Annotated in this window: 17 protein-coding genes; 1 reads left to right on the forward strand and 16 read right to left on the reverse strand. The window is 28.0% G+C overall.

What is annotated here, in order from left to right; genetic code table 11:
• Positions 1-52 precede the first annotated feature (52 nt).
• The 7 genes from BEN51_RS08790 to BEN51_RS08820 all read right to left on the reverse strand — a co-directional run bounded on the left by BEN51_RS08790 (position 53) and on the right by BEN51_RS08820 (position 7408).
• Complete coding sequence (locus BEN51_RS08790; RefSeq protein ID WP_119865697.1) at positions 53-1216, reverse strand: class I SAM-dependent methyltransferase; 1164 nt, start codon at positions 1214-1216, stop codon at positions 53-55.
• A 29-nt stretch (positions 1217-1245) separates the two neighbouring features.
• Positions 1246-2082 carry a deoxyribonuclease IV gene (locus BEN51_RS08795; protein WP_119865698.1) on the reverse strand — a complete coding sequence of 279 codons (837 nt, stop codon included), beginning with the start codon at positions 2080-2082 and terminating at the stop codon, positions 1246-1248.
• A gap of 134 nt (positions 2083-2216) precedes the next feature.
• A complete protein-coding gene (locus BEN51_RS08800) occupies positions 2217-3155 on the reverse strand; it encodes an L-lactate dehydrogenase (RefSeq protein WP_119865699.1) in 939 nt (312 codons plus the stop codon).
• A 91-nt stretch (positions 3156-3246) separates the two neighbouring features.
• Positions 3247-3627 carry a lactoylglutathione lyase gene (gene gloA, locus BEN51_RS08805; RefSeq protein WP_119865700.1) on the reverse strand — a complete coding sequence of 127 codons (381 nt, stop codon included), beginning with the start codon at positions 3625-3627 and terminating at the stop codon, positions 3247-3249.
• A 96-nt stretch (positions 3628-3723) separates the two neighbouring features.
• Positions 3724-5679, reverse strand: a complete 1956-nt coding sequence (locus BEN51_RS08810) for an elongation factor G (RefSeq protein ID WP_119865701.1) — start codon at positions 5677-5679, stop codon at positions 3724-3726.
• A 17-nt stretch (positions 5680-5696) separates the two neighbouring features.
• Positions 5697-6491: an EcsC family protein gene (locus BEN51_RS08815; protein ID WP_236906196.1), complete on the reverse strand. Its 795-nt coding sequence runs from the start codon at positions 6489-6491 to the stop codon at positions 5697-5699.
• Between the two features lie 29 nt (positions 6492-6520).
• Positions 6521-7408 carry a LysR family transcriptional regulator gene (locus BEN51_RS08820; RefSeq protein WP_119865702.1) on the reverse strand — a complete coding sequence of 296 codons (888 nt, stop codon included), beginning with the start codon at positions 7406-7408 and terminating at the stop codon, positions 6521-6523.
• Between the two features lie 120 nt (positions 7409-7528).
• Between BEN51_RS08820 and BEN51_RS08825 the strand changes: the two genes are divergently transcribed.
• Complete coding sequence (locus tag BEN51_RS08825) at positions 7529-8722, forward strand: coenzyme F420-0:L-glutamate ligase (protein ID WP_119865703.1); 1194 nt, start codon at positions 7529-7531, stop codon at positions 8720-8722.
• 158 nt (positions 8723-8880) lie between these two features.
• On the opposite strand, the gene BEN51_RS08830 is transcribed toward BEN51_RS08825, so the two are convergent.
• From BEN51_RS08830 to BEN51_RS08870, 9 genes are all read right to left on the reverse strand, one after another.
• Positions 8881-9639 carry a MurR/RpiR family transcriptional regulator gene (locus BEN51_RS08830; RefSeq protein ID WP_119865704.1) on the reverse strand — a complete coding sequence of 253 codons (759 nt, stop codon included), beginning with the start codon at positions 9637-9639 and terminating at the stop codon, positions 8881-8883.
• Between the two features lie 106 nt (positions 9640-9745).
• The gene (locus BEN51_RS08835) at positions 9746-11071 is read right to left on the reverse strand and encodes a 6-phospho-alpha-glucosidase (RefSeq protein WP_119865705.1); all 1326 of its coding nucleotides are present in this window, start codon (positions 11069-11071) and stop codon (positions 9746-9748) included.
• Between the two features lie 25 nt (positions 11072-11096).
• Positions 11097-12695, reverse strand: a complete 1599-nt coding sequence (locus BEN51_RS08840; RefSeq protein ID WP_236906197.1) for an alpha-glucoside-specific PTS transporter subunit IIBC — start codon at positions 12693-12695, stop codon at positions 11097-11099.
• Positions 12696-12906: 211 nt separating this feature from the next.
• On the reverse strand, positions 12907-13323 hold the full coding sequence (locus BEN51_RS08845) for a hypothetical protein (RefSeq protein WP_119865706.1): 417 nt from the start codon (positions 13321-13323) through the stop codon (positions 12907-12909).
• A gap of 185 nt (positions 13324-13508) precedes the next feature.
• The gene (locus BEN51_RS08850; protein ID WP_119865707.1) at positions 13509-13919 is read right to left on the reverse strand and encodes a hypothetical protein; all 411 of its coding nucleotides are present in this window, start codon (positions 13917-13919) and stop codon (positions 13509-13511) included.
• A 209-nt stretch (positions 13920-14128) separates the two neighbouring features.
• Positions 14129-14347 (reverse strand): DUF3892 domain-containing protein, encoded by a 219-nt coding sequence (locus tag BEN51_RS08855; protein ID WP_236906198.1) that lies wholly within the window; start codon positions 14345-14347, stop codon positions 14129-14131.
• Between the two features lie 133 nt (positions 14348-14480).
• A complete protein-coding gene (locus BEN51_RS08860) occupies positions 14481-14933 on the reverse strand; it encodes a GNAT family N-acetyltransferase (RefSeq protein WP_119865709.1) in 453 nt (150 codons plus the stop codon).
• 3 nt (positions 14934-14936) lie between these two features.
• Entirely contained in the window at positions 14937-15803 is an 867-nt protein-coding gene (locus BEN51_RS08865) for a DMT family transporter (RefSeq protein WP_119865710.1), read from the reverse strand.
• Between the two features lie 156 nt (positions 15804-15959).
• Positions 15960-17252, reverse strand: coding sequence for an alpha-amylase family glycosyl hydrolase (locus tag BEN51_RS08870; RefSeq protein WP_119865711.1), 1293 nt, complete (start codon positions 17250-17252; stop codon positions 15960-15962).
• Between the last annotated feature and the right edge of the window lie 45 nt (positions 17253-17297).

The raw sequence follows: 17297 nt of genomic DNA on the forward strand, positions 1-17297 counted from the left end.
TTTAATAAATTATAAAAAAGAAGATTAAATCAATCTTCTTTTTTATTTCTTTTTATATAAAATTATCTTTTTTTAATAGTTCCATTAGAGTTTGCTTAAAATTAAATTCTTTTATTATTGCATTTACTTCTTCTATTGCTTTTTTCTTTTTTTCTTCACTAATATTAGCTTTTGAAGCCCTAATTAATATATTTTTAGGTGAATGAGCAATATCAATAAACTCTAATAACTGTGTTTTATATCCACAGGCTTCTAATAAATTTCCCCTAATAGCATCAGTCATTAAAGCTGCAGTTCTTTCTTGAATTATTCCATATCTATTTAGTATTGAAAGATTTTTAGCCTTCATTTGACTGTTTAATTCATGCTGACAGCAAGGAACAGAGAAAATCATTCTTGTATTCCATTTTACTGCATTATATAAGGCATAATCTGTTGCAGTATCGCAAGCATGTAATGTGATAACCATATCTACCTTATTATTATATTTATATCCATTTATATCTCCTAATTCAAAGTGAATATTATCATAATTATATCTTTTGGCTATTTCATTACATTTATTAATAACATCTTCTTTTAAATCAAGACCTATCATTTTTACATTAATATTTTTTATTTTTACAAAGTAGTAATATAAAACAAAAGTTAAATAAGATTTACCACAACCGAAATCTAAAATAGTTAAATCTTTATAATTACTCTTTTTAATTTCATCATCAATAATTTCAAGGAATCTATTTATTTGCTTATACTTATCATACTTTGAATTAACAACCTTACCTTCTTTAGTAAAAATACCCAAGTCAATTAAAGGCTCTATTATCATACCTTCTTTTAAAATATAATTTTTTTCTTTATTATGACTAGTATTTTTAAGTTTTTCATTATTACTTTTCTTTTTACCTAAAAAAATCTTACCCTTTTTTGAAATTTTTAAATCAAAGGATGTATCTGCTGACCAAGCTGAAAGCTGTTTATAATTTACTAAGTACTCATTAATTTTCTCTTCAAGACTTTCTAAATCTATATTTTCATGAAAAACTTGTTTGTCTGTAAACTTTTCGACTTGATAATACTTTTTACCATTGTTATTTATCTTTAATAAAATATTAATCTTATTATATTTCTCCTCTTTATTCTTTTTATTGCTTATAACTATTTTTATCAATTCTTCTTGAACTATTTGATTTATAAACTTCTTTAATTCATCCATTATTACACATCCTTTTTACATTATTCTAACTATAATTCTTTATATCTACTTTTCAATAATTCAATTTCTTTTTTATAGCCTTCTAATTCATTTGGAGTTTCTAAGAAAAATGGTAAACTCCTAAGTTTTGAGTGATTTATTATTCTTGTAATAGCTTCTATTCCTATAAAGCCTTCACCTATTTTTTCATGTCTATCCTTATGACTTTTAAAAGGATTTTTACTATCATTCAAATGAATTGCTTTTAATCTATCTAAACCTATAATTTTATCAAATTCCTTTAAGACTTCATCCAGATTATTTACTATATCATAACCAGCATCATATACATGACAAGTATCTAAACATACACCCATTTTATCTTTTAATTCTACTCTAGATATTATTTCTGCAATTTCTTCAAAGTTTCTTCCAATTTCAGATCCCTTACCAGCCATAGTTTCTAATAAGACAGTAGTTTTTTGTTCTTCCCACAATACTGAATTTAATAAAGCAACAATATAATTTATTCCTATTTCTACCCCTTGCTTAACATGACTTCCAGGATGAAAATTATATAAATTGTTTGGAAGAAGTTCCATTTTATTTAAATCATCTATCATCATTTCTTTAGCAAGTTCCCTTGTCCTTTCATCTGCTGAACAAGGATTTAAAGTATATGGTGCATGAGCAAGAAGCTTTGTAAAATTATTTACTTTCATTATATTTAGTAAAGCTTTCATATCTTTTAAATCTATTGCCCTAGCTTTTCCCCCTCTAGGATTTCTAGTAAAAAATTGAAAAGTATTTGCGCCAATTGAAAGAGCGTCCTTTCCCATATTTTCATAGCCTTTACTTATTGATAAATGGCATCCTATGTTTAACATTATTCCCTCCAAAATGCTTATATAACTATAAACATCAAAATTATTTTCTTATATTAGATGATACTATATTTTTGCCTTTTTTATCAATTTAAAAGATAGCCCTACATAAAAAAAGAGCAATTTAATGCTCTTTTTTATTCATTATTAACTTTTTCTATATATTCCTTCATCAGATTTGCAGAAGCAATAAATTTTTCCTTTTCTTTTTCAGAAAGTTCTATATCTAACACTTTTTCTACTCCATTTTTACCTACTATTGTAGGTACACTTAGGTACACATCACTTACTCCTTTATAATTTTCAAGTAAGGTTGATACAGTTAAAATTGTTTTTTCATCTTTAGTAAGAGCTTCAACAATCCTTGATAAGACTGCTGCAACAGAGAAGGCTGTAGCGCCCTTTCTTTTTATTACTTCATAAGCAGCATTCTTAACATCCTCTGCTATTACCTTTTCTGTCTCCGTATCCCACTCTATATTAAATTGATTAGAAAAGTCCTGAACTTTTATATTTCCAATTGTTAAAGATGACCAAGTAACAAATTCGCTATCACCATGCTCACCTAATACAAAGCCCTGAACACTTCTTCCGTCTATTCCAAAGTATTTTCCTAATAAACTTCTTAGTCTTGTTGTATCTAAAACTGTCCCAGAGCCAATTACTCTATTCTTAGGAAAACCAGATAGTTTATAGGTTATATAGGAAAGAACATCTACAGGATTTGTTACAACTAGCAGTATGGCATTGGGACTTAATCTTGCTAAATCAGGTACAAAGCTTTTAAATATCTTATAATTTTTATCTATTAAATCTAATCTTGTTTCCCCTGGTTTTTGACCAACACCTGCTGTTATTATTATAATATCAGAATCTTTAGTATCCTCTATTGTACCTAAAGTAACATAGCATGGACTACTTAAAGAACTTCCATGAGTTAAATCCAAAACTTCTCCTAAGGCCTTTTCTTGATTTATATCTGTAATAACTAATTCTCTAACTAAACCTTTTTGCTGTATGGCAAAAGCTGTTGTAGCACCTATAAACCCTGCTCCAATTATTGAAATTTTTCTCATATTCTCACTTCTTTCTTAATTTAGTTGCTATCTTATTTTTTACCAAATTAAATAAAATAAACTAGCAACTTTTAGTAAATAAGTTATCTCTTTATCTCCTTATAACTTCAATTTTATATCCATCGGGGTCTGTTACAAAGTAATAAGTTGGAGCACTTCCTGGAAGACCTTTCAATGGGGTAACTTCATAACCTAAAGCGATATGTTTTTCTCTCATTCCTTCTAAATCTTCTGTTCCAACGGCAATATGACTAAAGCCATTTCCTAAGTCATAAGGCTTTTCAACATCATAATTATAAGTAAGTTCTATTTCATATCCACCTTCTTCGTTAGATAAGTATACTAAAGTAAATTTATGCTCAGGAAAATCCTTTCTTCTTGTTTCAAATAGTCCTAAGGCTTCTTTATAAAATTTTAATGAAGCATTTAAATCTTTAACTCTAATGCAAGTGTGTAACATTGCCACTGACATAATTCTACCTCCTACTATTAACTAATAATTATTATTAAAATCATCTTACTTTAATTATATTCTTATAATCAGATTTTTCAACCATAATATGTAATTTTAATAAACTTTTTCACAATGCAGATATTTTTCTACCTCATCCCATTTTACTATAAATCCAGATCCCTTAGCACAAAATACTGAACTAGATGTATATTCAATATCTGCATTTTTATTATATTTTTTCTTTGTGATAACTTCTTCACTATTATGACATATATCATATCCATCATAGCTTAAACTGATATTCCCCTTGCCTTTTGTAAAGGTAAGGATTTCTTCACTATAATTCATAAAAGTTGCAACAGGCCCCCTTCCAGCAATTATTGCCCTATTAATATTCATTTCTGGAGAATTAAATTTTCCCTTTAATCTCTGAATATCTGATAATACTCTTCCTACATATTCTGGCTCAATAATGATTTTAAATTTATAGTAAGGTTCTAAAAGTATATTTTCTGCTTTTTCTAACCCTTGTCTTATGGCCCTATATGTTGCTTCTCTAAAGTCTCCTCCTTCTGTATGTTTGTTATGTGCTTTTCCAGTTAGCAATGTTATCTTAACATCAGTAATTGGTGACCCAGTTAAAATCCCATTATGATTTCTTTCAAAAATATGGGTCCTTATTAAATTTTGATGCCCTACATTTAAATTATCAGTATGACATTTATTTTCAAAAGTTATTCCTTCTCCTCTTTTATTGGGTTCAAGTTTTAAATGAACTTCTGCATAATGTTTTAATGGTTCAAAATGACCATACCCATATGTCTGATTATTAATCGTCTCTTTATACATAATTTCACATGGACCAAAGTCTATATCTAAATTAAATCGCTCCAATAGAATTTGTTTTAAAATTTCAAGCTGTATTTTTCCCATAATCGAAACCTGAATTTCTTTTAAGCTCTCATTCCAAATTATATTTAAAGCTGGGTCTTCACTTTCTAAAATTTTAAAATATCTTAATATATCTTTTACATTATGTCTTTCGTCAAAAATTACTTTTGATTTAATTGTTGGAGCCATATTAAAATTTACTTTATCTAATATTTTTCCAATTCCATCTCCCGGCATTGCAGATGTTAAACCAGTTACTGCAAATATATCTCCTGCTTCTACCCTATCAACATTAACAAATTTACTTCCATTAACTAACTTTATACTGCTTATTTTTTCTGTAATTTTTTTATCATAGAAATAAGTAGTTTCATCCCTAACATTTAAGGCTCCCTCTAAAGCCTTAATATAAGTCATTCTTGTACCATTGTTATCATATTTTATTTTATAAACCCTGCCAGAAAAAGCTTTTTCCTTATAATTTTCATACTCTGAATAAGTAATTTTATCAAAGACTTCTAAAAACTCCTCTATTCCATCATCCAACAAGGCAGAGCCCCCTAGACATGGGAAAACCCTTCTTTCTTTTATAAGATTTTTCAATTCTTCTATCCAAAGATTTTCTTCATATTTTCCTTCAAGATATCTTTCTAATAATTCATCATTCCTGTCTGATATAAATTCAATCAATTCTTCATCTATATTATTTAAGGAACTAATATATATAATATCTTTTGTTAAATTATTCTCTATCTCTTCTATTACTTCTTTTAAATTAGCTCCTGTCCTATCTAATTTATTTATAAAAAAAATTGTTGGAACTTTATATTTCTTTAATAAATTCCATAGGGTTTCTGTATGACCTTGAATTCCTTCAACTCCACTTATAAGTAAAACAGCATAGTCTAAAACACTTAATGCTCTTTCCATTTCTGTTGAAAAATCCACATGACCTGGGGTATCTAAAAGATAATATATAGAATCTCCTATTTCAAAAATTCCTTGATCAGAAAAGATTGTTATCCCTCTTTCTTTTTCTATATCGCTATTATCCAAAAAAGAAGTCTTATGATCTACCCTTCCTAACTTTCTAATCGATTTTGTATGATATAATATTTGTTCTGAAAATGTAGTCTTTCCAGCATCAACATGGGCAAGTATTCCTATTGTTTTCTTCATATAATCACCTATTAAAACTATAAATTATTTTTTAAATATCTCTTTTTATACTTTATCCTGCTTAAATTACTCACTTTATTAATAACGCTATAATTATTTGTTCCCCCTATTACACCAACAATAGGCAGACCTTGAATAAACTTAGAAATAAGCAGTGTATCTGATAAAATTTCTGAGGCTGTCTTAATTGTTTCATCTAGACTTTCTTCCAGTTTCATATTTAAATCTATTCTTTCAGCAATATAATCAAGTTTATTATTAAACCTCACCTGTTCTTCTTCATTTGCAAGAGCAGTACAAATTAAATATACTATAAAAATTTGCTCTTCCTCTTTTTCATAATTAAATCCATAACTTAAGGCAATTTCATAAATCGTTTTTAAGATCATCGCCAAAAATATTGGAATATCTGGAATTCCTATACCTAATAATCCTAAGCCTGCACCTTCCGCCGTTGAAATTGATACATTAATAAGCTTCCTTTTTCTACTTAAGCTATCTAAAGTTCTAATACTTTTTCTATTTAATTTTTTACTTACTGAATAATTATTTATATCATGTTCGATTTTTATTTTATCTTTATCAAATAGTTTTTGTATATATTTATTTCCCCTTTTCAAAACAATTTTAAATCCATTGTAAAAGGTATTTTCTAATGTGTTTTTTAACTTATTAGGAATTAATTCTTCCATTTTATCAGTAATAGGATTTATTTTAGATTTAAAAAATCCTTCTTTCTTGCCTATCATTTTCTTTTCTTTTTTTCTTAATTTTTCAAGTTCTCTAAATTTGATTTTTTTATTTTTATCCACTTTTAATTAATCACTCCATTTTTTAAAATTTATATTTCTTCTATAATTAATTCTAAAAATTTATTAGCAGCCAATGATAATGGTACATTCTTTAAAGAACATAATCCAATACTTCTAGGAGGAATATTTTCTATGGTCTCAATTTCAAACACACTTCCATTATCTAAATATTCTTTTGCAAACTCCTTTGTTACAGAAGCTATTCCTAAATTTATTTTAGCAAATTCTAAAAGCAATTCATGAGATCCTAATTCAAATTCTGGAGATATACTTACTCCCTGACTTATAAGATAATTTTCAACATATTTTCTTGAGTTAGATTTTCTTTCAAGCAATATTAATGGATGTTTTGCTATTTCTTCAAAATCTAATTTTTCTTTTATTTTTTCTTTATATTTTTTTCCACAAACAAAAATATCATGAATTTTAAATAAAGGCTTTTTATCTATACTTTCATCTTCTAATGGAAAATTACATATTGCAATATCTATTTCTCCCGCTTTTAATATAGAACATAATTCTAAAGTTGTACCATTAATTATTTTAAACATTATATTAGGATATTTAATATGAAACATTTCTAAATAAGGAAGTAAAAAATATCTTGAAATGGTATCTCCAACTCCTATTTTTAATTCTCCCACAGATAAATTTTTAAATTCTAAAATTTTTTCTTCTCCTGAATTAATTAATCTCATGGCAGAATTTACATAATCATATAGTGCTTTACCTTCCGCAGTTAAAGAAACTCCCTTAGTTGTTCTATTAAACAATCTTGTATCTAATTCTGTCTCTAATTGTATAATAGATTGACTAATAGCTGGCTGAGTCATATATAATTCTTTTGCTGCCCTTGAAAAACTTTTGCTTTTAGAAACCTGCCAAAATATTTTATACAAATCTAATTTACCTATCATATAATCTCTCCTTATACCTTTTATATGATTTATTTATTTTACTTATAACATAATTATAGTGTATATTATAAATGTAAACTAGAAAATATAAAAACAAATTAAAAGTTAGGAGAGATTGTTTTGGAAAGAGTTGTTGGAACAGTTATTAGAGGACTTCGCTGCCCTATAATTAAACAAGGAGATAACATCGAAGAAATCGTTGTCGAAAGTGTTCTTAAGGCTTCTGAAGCTGAAGGGTTCACAATTATGGACAGAGATATAGTGACTATAACTGAATCTATAGTTGCTCGTGCACAAGGAAATTATGCAACTGTTGACAATATTGCCACAGACATAAAAGCAAAATTTGCTGAAGATACCATTGGAGTTATTTTCCCAATTTTAAGTCGTAATAGATTTGCAATAAATCTTCGTGGAATTGCAAAGGGAGCTTCAAAAAAGATAGTTTTAATGCTTAGCTACCCTTCTGATGAAGTTGGTAACCATTTAGTTGATATTGATCTTCTTGATGAAAAGGGAGTAAATCCTTGGAGCGATGTTTTAACTGAAGAAAAGTTCCGTGAATTATTTGGATATAACAAACATCAGTTTACTGGTGTTGACTATATAGAATATTATAAAGCATTAGTTGAGGAATGTGGAAAAGAGTGTGAAATTATATTCTCAAATAATCCTAAAACAATTTTAGAATACACAAAAAGCGTTCTTACTTGTGATATACATACAAGATTTAGAACCAAAAGAATTTTAAAGGCTAATGGAGCAGAAAAAGTTTATAGTCTTGACGATATATTAACATCATCAATTGATGGAAGCGGATATAATGAAAAGTATGGTTTATTAGGTTCAAATAAATCTACAGAGGATACAATCAAGTTATTCCCTAGAAACTGTCAGCCTGTTGTAGATAAAATCCAAGCAATTCTTAAAGAAAAAACAGGTAAAGATGTTGAAGTTATGATTTATGGAGATGGAGCTTTTAAAGATCCTGTAGGTAAGATATGGGAACTTGCTGACCCTGTAGTATCTCCTGCCTATACTAAAGGTCTTGAAGGTACCCCAAATGAAGTGAAATTAAAATACTTAGCAGATAATGAATTTGCAGATCTTAAAGGTGAAGAATTAAAGAAAGCTATTTCTGAATATATACAGAATAAAGAGTCAAACCTAGTTGGAAATATGGTTTCTCAAGGAACTACTCCAAGAAGACTTACAGACTTAATAGGTTCTTTATCAGACTTAACTTCAGGAAGTGGAGATAAAGGAACACCTGTTATATATATTCAAGGTTACTTTGATAATTATACAAAATAAAATGATTGCCTAGCAATCTTTTTAAGTTCACTATGAGTTAAATAATAATATTGGAAATAAATCTATAGAGGGCATTAGAAGCTCTATAAATTTATTGAAAATAGAATTATTTAACTCTTTATAATACTAACATCAACATTTATTAAAAATAACCTAATTTATTTTTCTCTACTTCTTAAAAATGCAATATATTCTCTAAATAATATTTCTACTGCAATAGAAAATAAAACCATTGATTCATATTCATTTCCATTTCCTAATTCTATTATTGATGTAGATACATAAATATTATTCTTCGTTCTAATAGCCACTTCATTATTGTTTATTTTAGTTATTGCAATATATTCTATACCTTTTGAATTTAATTCCTTAACTAAATCAATGAGATATTCTCGGCTTCCTGATAAAGTTACTATTATAATTATATCTTTTGGTGTAAAACTTGGAGATATCATTTTTAATTCTGTATCGCCTTCAATTTCATAAAAACATTTCTGTAAAGATAAAAACTGTCTTCTCATTTCTCTCGCTACTAAAGCTTGGGCAATTCCTGTTCCATAAACAAAGACTCTTTCAGCATTATAAATAAGTTTACATATTTCTGCAAAATTCTTTTGCTGCATACTCTTTAAAGTTTCCTGAATATCAAAGTAAAACTTTTCAACTGGTCTACTTTCAATATTCTTTTTACCTTCAATATCCCATTTCAAGAATGCTTTAAATTCACTATATCCCCTAAAGCCAAGCTTTTGTGCAAACCTTAGTATTGTAGTTCTCGATACATTACATTTAGAGGCTAAATCATTGATTTTTAAATCTACACATTCTTTTTTATTATTCATTATATATTTTAAAATATATAAATCACTGTCATTTAGTTTTAAATAATTTTTATTTATTATTTCATCTAATTTCATGCTACACCTCCAAGAAGATACAAGTCAATTATACCATAAAGGATTAGTTAGCCAAAGAAAAGAACCTATATATTTATATAGGTTCTCTTTTACTTTTATTTAATTTTTATTTTAATTCTGGCCAATAGCCTTTGTTTGCTTCGATTAATTCATCTAAAATCTCCCTTGCAACTTTTGCACTAGGAACTGTTTTAGATAAAGTTAAAGCCTGCCATAACTTTTGATAGGATCCTTCTTCCCAAGCTTCAACAACTAACTTTTCTACAGCTACTTGTTGTTCCATTAACCCCTTTTGGAATCTTGGAATTTCACCAATTGAAAGAGCTTCTGGACCATTTGAACCAACTAAGCAAGGAATTTCAACCATAGCTGTTGGATCAAAATTTGATATTGCTCCTTTATTTTCAACTATTAACAGCATTCTCTCCTTAGTATTATAAGCAATTGCTCTTGCTAAATCTACAATATATGAAGCATGTTCATCTATATGAAGGGTAATTCCCTCTGTGCTGCCTTGTTCGATTACTTTCTTACATTCGCCAAAAACAAATTTTTCCCTTCCATCCATAACCTCATTTGCTCTTGTATATTCTTTATTTGAATGTTCAACTACATAATCAGGGAATAAATAATATTTTAAATATGTGTTTGGCAAATGAGTTGGGTCAATTGCTAGTACATCTTTTGCTTTAGCAAAAGTATCACTCCAGCTGGCATCTACATGTTGATATTCTTCAATATCAACATTATAGCCATATTTAGAAACATGCTCCTTAATCCTTGGCATTAGATCATTTCCTTCTTTATCAGTAATGCTTGACCACCATCCAAAATGATTTAAACCATAATATCTAACAATCATATCTTTTCTTGAAGATAATCCTGCTATTTTTGCCATATGCTCTTCTATTCCAATAGGCATATCACAAATATTTAATATCTTTGAATATGGTCTTAATTTTCTTGTTGCTTCTGCCACAATTGCAGCTGGATTAGAATAGTTTAACATCCAGGCATTTGGTGAATATTTTTCCATATAATCAATTAATTCTAGTATTCCACCAATAGATCTCATTCCATAAGCTATTCCTCCAGGACCACAAGTTTCTTGACCTAAAACATTATGCTTTAGAGGAATCTTTTCATCTAATTCTCTCATAGCATATTTGCCAACCCTTATATGAGCCATTACAAAATCTATATCTGTAAAAGCTTCTTCTGGATCAGTTGTAGCTTTAAATTCTATCTCTGGAGCTCTTTCCTTTATTAAGATTTCACAAGCTTTAGCTATAGTATCTTGTCTTTCTCCATCATTATCATAAAATTTTAACTTTCTAATAGGAAATCTCTCCAAATTTTCTAAGAGCATTAATACAATTCCTGGTGTATATGTGCTGCCTCCTCCTGCTACTAAGACCGAAAATTTTCTCATATAAATCTCCTCCACTTAAATATATTTATAAAAGCCTTTCAAACCTTTCTCTTATTTGAGGAACAGATAACCCAACTATAACTTGTATCGCATTTCCTTTTTTTACCAGACCGTGAGCGCCTGCTTCTTTGAATTCATCCGCTATAGCCACTAAAGTTTCATCCTTAACTGTTACTCTTAATCTAGTTGCACAATTAGTAACTTCAACAATATTTTCTTTTCCTCCAAGAAGTTCTAAGAATTTTATAGCCTTTATATCTCTCGGATCTTCATTAGAAGCTTCCTTTGTTGAAGCAGCTTCCTTCATCGCTTTATAATCTGATTTTCTATATAATTTTGTTGTTTCTGAATCTCCTTCCCTGCCAGGAGTTTTAAAATCAAATTTTAATATTAAATATCTAAACACTATAAACCAAACTGCTGTAAAAATTAACCCTACTACTATTTGTGCTATATAAGTTCCTGAATGATATTTAAATAATGGAATCCAGTTCTTTGCTACCCAGTCTATTAAACCTCCTCCAAAATCTCCTACTACACCAAAAGCATAAGATGTTGCAGCAAGGGTAGCTGCTAGGACAGAGTGAACTACAAATAATATTGGTGCAACGAATAGGAATGTAAAATCAAGTGGTTCAGTAATTCCTGCAAAAGCAGCTGTTAATGTTGCTGGTATCAATAATCCTGCTACAGCCTTTTTCTTTTCTGGCCTTGCTGTTGAATAAATAGCTAATGCTATACCTGTACAACCAAATACCTTCGATAATCCATGTAAAGCAAATCCACCTTCTGGGAACATTGCTTTTAAGCTTTGAGCTGAACTAGCAAAGTCTTGTAAATGTTGTGGGAAATACATTGCAATTCCATTTTCAACAACAGCTGGTCCAAAAATAAATGGTGTATAAATAAAATGGTGTAATCCTGTTGGAATTAATATTCTTTCTAAGAATGTATAAATTCCTACTCCAAGTACTCCTGCATCTCTTAAAAAACCTTGTAGGCTGCTTATCCCTCCTTGAACTTTTGGCCAAGTTAAGCACATAAGAAGGGCTACTGGCAACATTACAAAGAAGCCAACTATAACAACTAAAGAAGAACCCTTAAATATTCCCAGCCATTCAGGGAGTTCTTTATCAAAAAACCTATCATGTAAATACACAACAATACCTGCAATTAATATTGCTCCTATCATTCCTGTGTCAAGGGTCTTAATATTTGCTATCATAGTAAGACCACTTTCCCCGCCAACTTCTTGAGCAAAATTAACTCCAAAGGATGGTCCCCATAAACTTAGCATTGCACTAACAAAATAATTAAAAGTTAAATATATTACTAATGATTCTAATGCTGCTCTAGCATTATTTTTTTTTGCAAGGCCTATAGGTAATCCAATGACAAATAAGAAAGGTAATTGTCTAAATACAGTCCAAGCTCCTTCTTCTATAACATGCCAGAACTTGTACCACATTCCGTCTGTATTGGCCAAAGCTCCCATAATATCTTGGTTCTTAAAGACAATTGCTAATGAAACCATAATACCAGAAAATGAAAAAAGTAATACTGGTGTAAACATTGCTGCACCAAATCGCTGAATTTTTTCCATAAGAACACTTTTTTTATTCATAATTCCTCTCCTTAATAAAATAATATTACAAAGTACTTTGCAATATTATCCTACTAAAGTAAGAAAATGTTTTCAACGCTTTTAGGGCAATCAGTTCCTTAGTAAACTATACTGTAAACAATCACATTTTATGTGAATTTTCCCTTAAAGCTTTTTACTGGTATATTATTAAAAAATAAAAAGGGTTGCTATGGACAACCCTTTAGAATTTTTACTTATTAAAATAAATCTCTTTTTTACTATATATAAAATATAATAATAATCCTGGAAGTATTAAACTTATTAAAATACCTATCAGAATACTAACTGATAGCCCTTTAGTTATTATTGAATAAAAAATAGATACTACTTGTATACCAGTAAATATATAGACTCCTATTCCTTTTTTGAATAAAATTAGTATCACAGCAATAAGTATAATAGCCGCAATTATCGCTGAGAAAATGTACTCACCTCTAGTAACTGTATAATTTCCCATCCCCATTGATATCAGAAAATTATTAGTTTCATCAAGATTAGCTAAATTGAATGGTAAAGTAATAAGCGAAAAAAGTTGTCCTATTATAATTAAAACAGATAAAACTATTATACCAGCTCCTAATTTTTTCTTTTTATCGTTATCTTCCATTACTTTCATCCCCCTTTCTAAACATTTCCTTTTTATTGTATTACTAATCATTGTATAAATCAACCTTTTTTTACATTATTTCATATTTATACCATATAAGGATTATTAACTTTTTACAAAAAAAGAAGATTGCAAGCAATCTTCTTTGTATTTATGTTTATTAATAAATCTCTTATTAATTGTATTTATTTTTTAATGTAAATCTCTTTTTTCCTATATATAAAATATACTAACAATCCTGGAAGTATAAGTCCAAATATCAATTTTATATTAAATCCATTAATAATAATTGAAGCAATAATATTAACAATTTGTACTCCAACAAATAAATAAACTCCTATTACCTTTTTTAATAAAATTAATATTATAGAAATTAATAATACTACTCCAATTGCTAAGGAAACTATAACTTGACTTGAAGTAATTTCAACTTGTGAATAACCTTGTTCTAAAATAAACTTGTTGTACTCTTCTAGATTCATTAACTGCATTATAGAAGCAAAAATAGAGTAAGCAGTTAATAAAAGAAAATATCCCGATAAAAGTATAAGTCCTAAGCCTAATCCTTCTTTATTATTTGTCTTGCCGCTTTTCATCACATTCTTCATCTCCCTTTAAACTATATATTCTTTTTAAGAATACTATTTTTTGCCTAAAAAATCAAATATAATATTAAATGTTTACATATTATTTTAATTTAAATATTACATTCAATTTTTCTATTTTTAAAAAGAGTATAGTATTAAGCTGCTACACAAAGAAACTGATGTTTATATTAATATAAACATCAGTTATTTTTATAGTTCTAAAATGTTGGCAATTGATCTAAATTATTTGATTCATCTCCATCAGCATTACTTCTTATATATTTTTTACCATTACGGGCGGTACCTACATTACATCCTTCAAGTTGATGATTTTCGGCCATTTGAATTGCTTGCTCTTGATTAATTACAGTTCCATTATCTAATTTATACTCAGTTATAGTACCATTACTATCCTTTTTTACTGCTGTAATTTTCATATTTAACACCATCCTTTTTCTTTATATAATAATACTTATTAAAATTATTATATTAATATTTTTTTATCCAAAATCTCCTCATTTTATTCATATAAATATAAAGTATTAAATATAATTACATCAGCTTTTTTATTTATAACTTTATTGTATATATACGTGAACTTTCTCCCCATGGATGATAACCATTACCCACATATTCAAAACCATATTTTTCATAATATCCTATATGGCTTGTGCACAGATATAAATTAGTAAATCCACCTTCTTTTGCATCACATTTCACGGCTTCTATTAACTTAGCACCATATCCATTACCCCTATATTCTTCTTCAATGTATAATGCACATAACCAAGGATATAGATCCATTCTGCTTATAAAATCATTAGTAATTAATCCTGAACATCCCACTATCTTCAAATCATCCATAAGCAAATACCATTGTGGTAATGGATTATTACTAGTAATAGCATTTGTTATACAATCATGATATACCATCATGCTATTTTCATTTGCCCATTTGCTTTGAAAATATTTAATTGCACTATCTTTATATTCAGGATGCTTTCTAATTGATATAATTTTCATATATTAACCTCTTTCTTTATTATTAGGATTGATTTCATTTAATAATGTAAAACTTAAAATAATTAATCCTCCAATAATCTGCAATAAAGTAATTTCTTCCCCGAGAATTGTTACTGAAATAATTATTGCAACAAGGGGATCAATATAACTTAGTATTGCTGCCTCTTGTCCTTCCAAATCCTTAAGAGATGAAAAATATAAACAATAAGCAAAGCCAGTATGTATAATTCCAAGTATTAAGAGACTTATTATGCTATTAGGTTTTAAACTCCCTATATTTATTCCTGTAGTCCCTAATATATAAGGAAGTAAGACTATAATTGCAGCAATAAATTGAATTAATGTTCTATCAATACCTGTAACATTTTTAATAAACTTATTAAGTATTATTACAGCTGCATAAAGTACTGCTGCTCCTAAACCGAAAGCAATGCCAATATTATTAGATTTATCTATACTTTTTACATTTATGACCATAATCAATCCAATTGTTGCCATAATAAAATACATTATTTGTTTTATGGTAATCCTTTCTTTAAATAAAACAGGACATACCACCATAACAATTACAGGAGCAAAATAATAGCTTAATGTAGCAATTGAAGCAGTAGTATATTTATAAGCTTCAAAAAGTAAAATCCAATTAAATCCTATTGCTACTCCAGATAAAAATAAAAATAAAATGTCTCTTTTTAGTTCTCCAAAACTTATCTTTTTTTCTTTTATAAATTTATAAATCATAATTATAATGGAGGCAATAAGCGCTCTAAATAAGGCTATCTCTCCAGAAGAGAGAGAAATATTTCTAACAAAAATTCCAATTGTTCCAAATATAATCATAGCAATAATATTTTTAAGCTCTGCTTTCATAATAATTTATCTCCCATTTAATAATAAATAATTTAAAATCTAATATATATCTTTTATCTTATGGAGTCAACATTTTTCCTAATCTTATTATTTATTAAAGCCCTATAAAAAATAAAGGGGATCTATCATGATCACTCTGATATATCCCCATATTTATTATTTTACTTTAAATATTAAGGCTTCTTTACCTATTAAAAGCTTATTATCTTGAATTACTATCTTTTTATTTTCTACTAAGTCTAAATACTCCCCATCTTTAATTTCTAATTCTATTACATCATCCCTTTTTCCAAAATTAAATATTCCATAGAGTTTTTGATTATTCATTTCATAGGAAGCTGCCACAACTTCTTTATTGCTTAATATATTTATCTCATAATATCCTTCAGAAAATACTTTATCCTTCTTAATATTATATAAACTTCTAAACAAATAAACCAACTCTTCATTAATATTATTAAAATTTATTTTATCTAAATCAAAAAGACTTGGTGTTTTTTCTTCTAAAGCCTCTTGTCCATTATAAATTAATACTGTTCCCTTTTGAAAATAAATAAATTTGGTCCAGATTTTTAATAAATTAAAATCTTTTATCTTTTTTGCTGCTCTTTCTTGATCATGATTTTCTAAAAACCTTAATTTTATATAATTATTAGGATATATTCCTTCCTGTAAGCTTAACTTATCAATATAAGCCTTTAAAGTTCCTTTGCCGTTAAAATAATTATTAAATTCCTCATTTACATCATAATCATAAAGAATATCGAAGGCTTGATATAATTCACCATCACTATGCACTTCTATTCCTTCTTTCCTCAAAGCTTTAAGAAAGCTCAAATGAACAGATTCTGCAAGCCATATAGTATCTTTATTAATTTTTGCAACTTCTTCCCTTGCCCTTCCCCAAAAACTTACTGGCACCATTGAAGCAACATCACATCTAAAGCCGTCAACTCCAATTGAAGCCCAATACTTTAATGTTTCTATTTGGTAGTCCCATAAGTCCTTATTTTCATAATTTAAATCAATAACGTCAGACCAATCCCCAGCTCTATTTCCAAAAGAACCATCCTTCCTTCTATAAAAATATTCTGGATGATTTTCTACCAGCCAGGAATCGTGAGAAGTATGATTATAAACAACATCTATTATGCATTTCATTTCTTTTTCATGAATTGCATTTAATAAACTTTTAAAATCTTCTAAAGTACCATACTCTGGATTAACTTTTCTATAATCTTTTATTGAGTAAGGACAGCCAAGACTTCCCTTTTTATTTTTAACTCCTATTGGATGTATTGGCATTAGCCATATGATATCTACTCCCAATTTTTTAATTCTATCTAAGTCTTCTTCTACTTCTTTGAATGTTCCCATTTTACCATAATTTCTAACATAAACTGAATATATTACATTATGTTTTAATCTTTTATTAGTGTCTACTGCCATATAAACCCCTCCATATTTTAAGATTTACTACTACAGCTTAATTCT

Origin of the sequence: Clostridium isatidis (genome assembly GCF_002285495.1) — a bacterium.
In the GTDB taxonomy this organism is placed as follows: Bacteria; Bacillota; Clostridia; order Clostridiales; family Clostridiaceae; genus Clostridium; species Clostridium isatidis.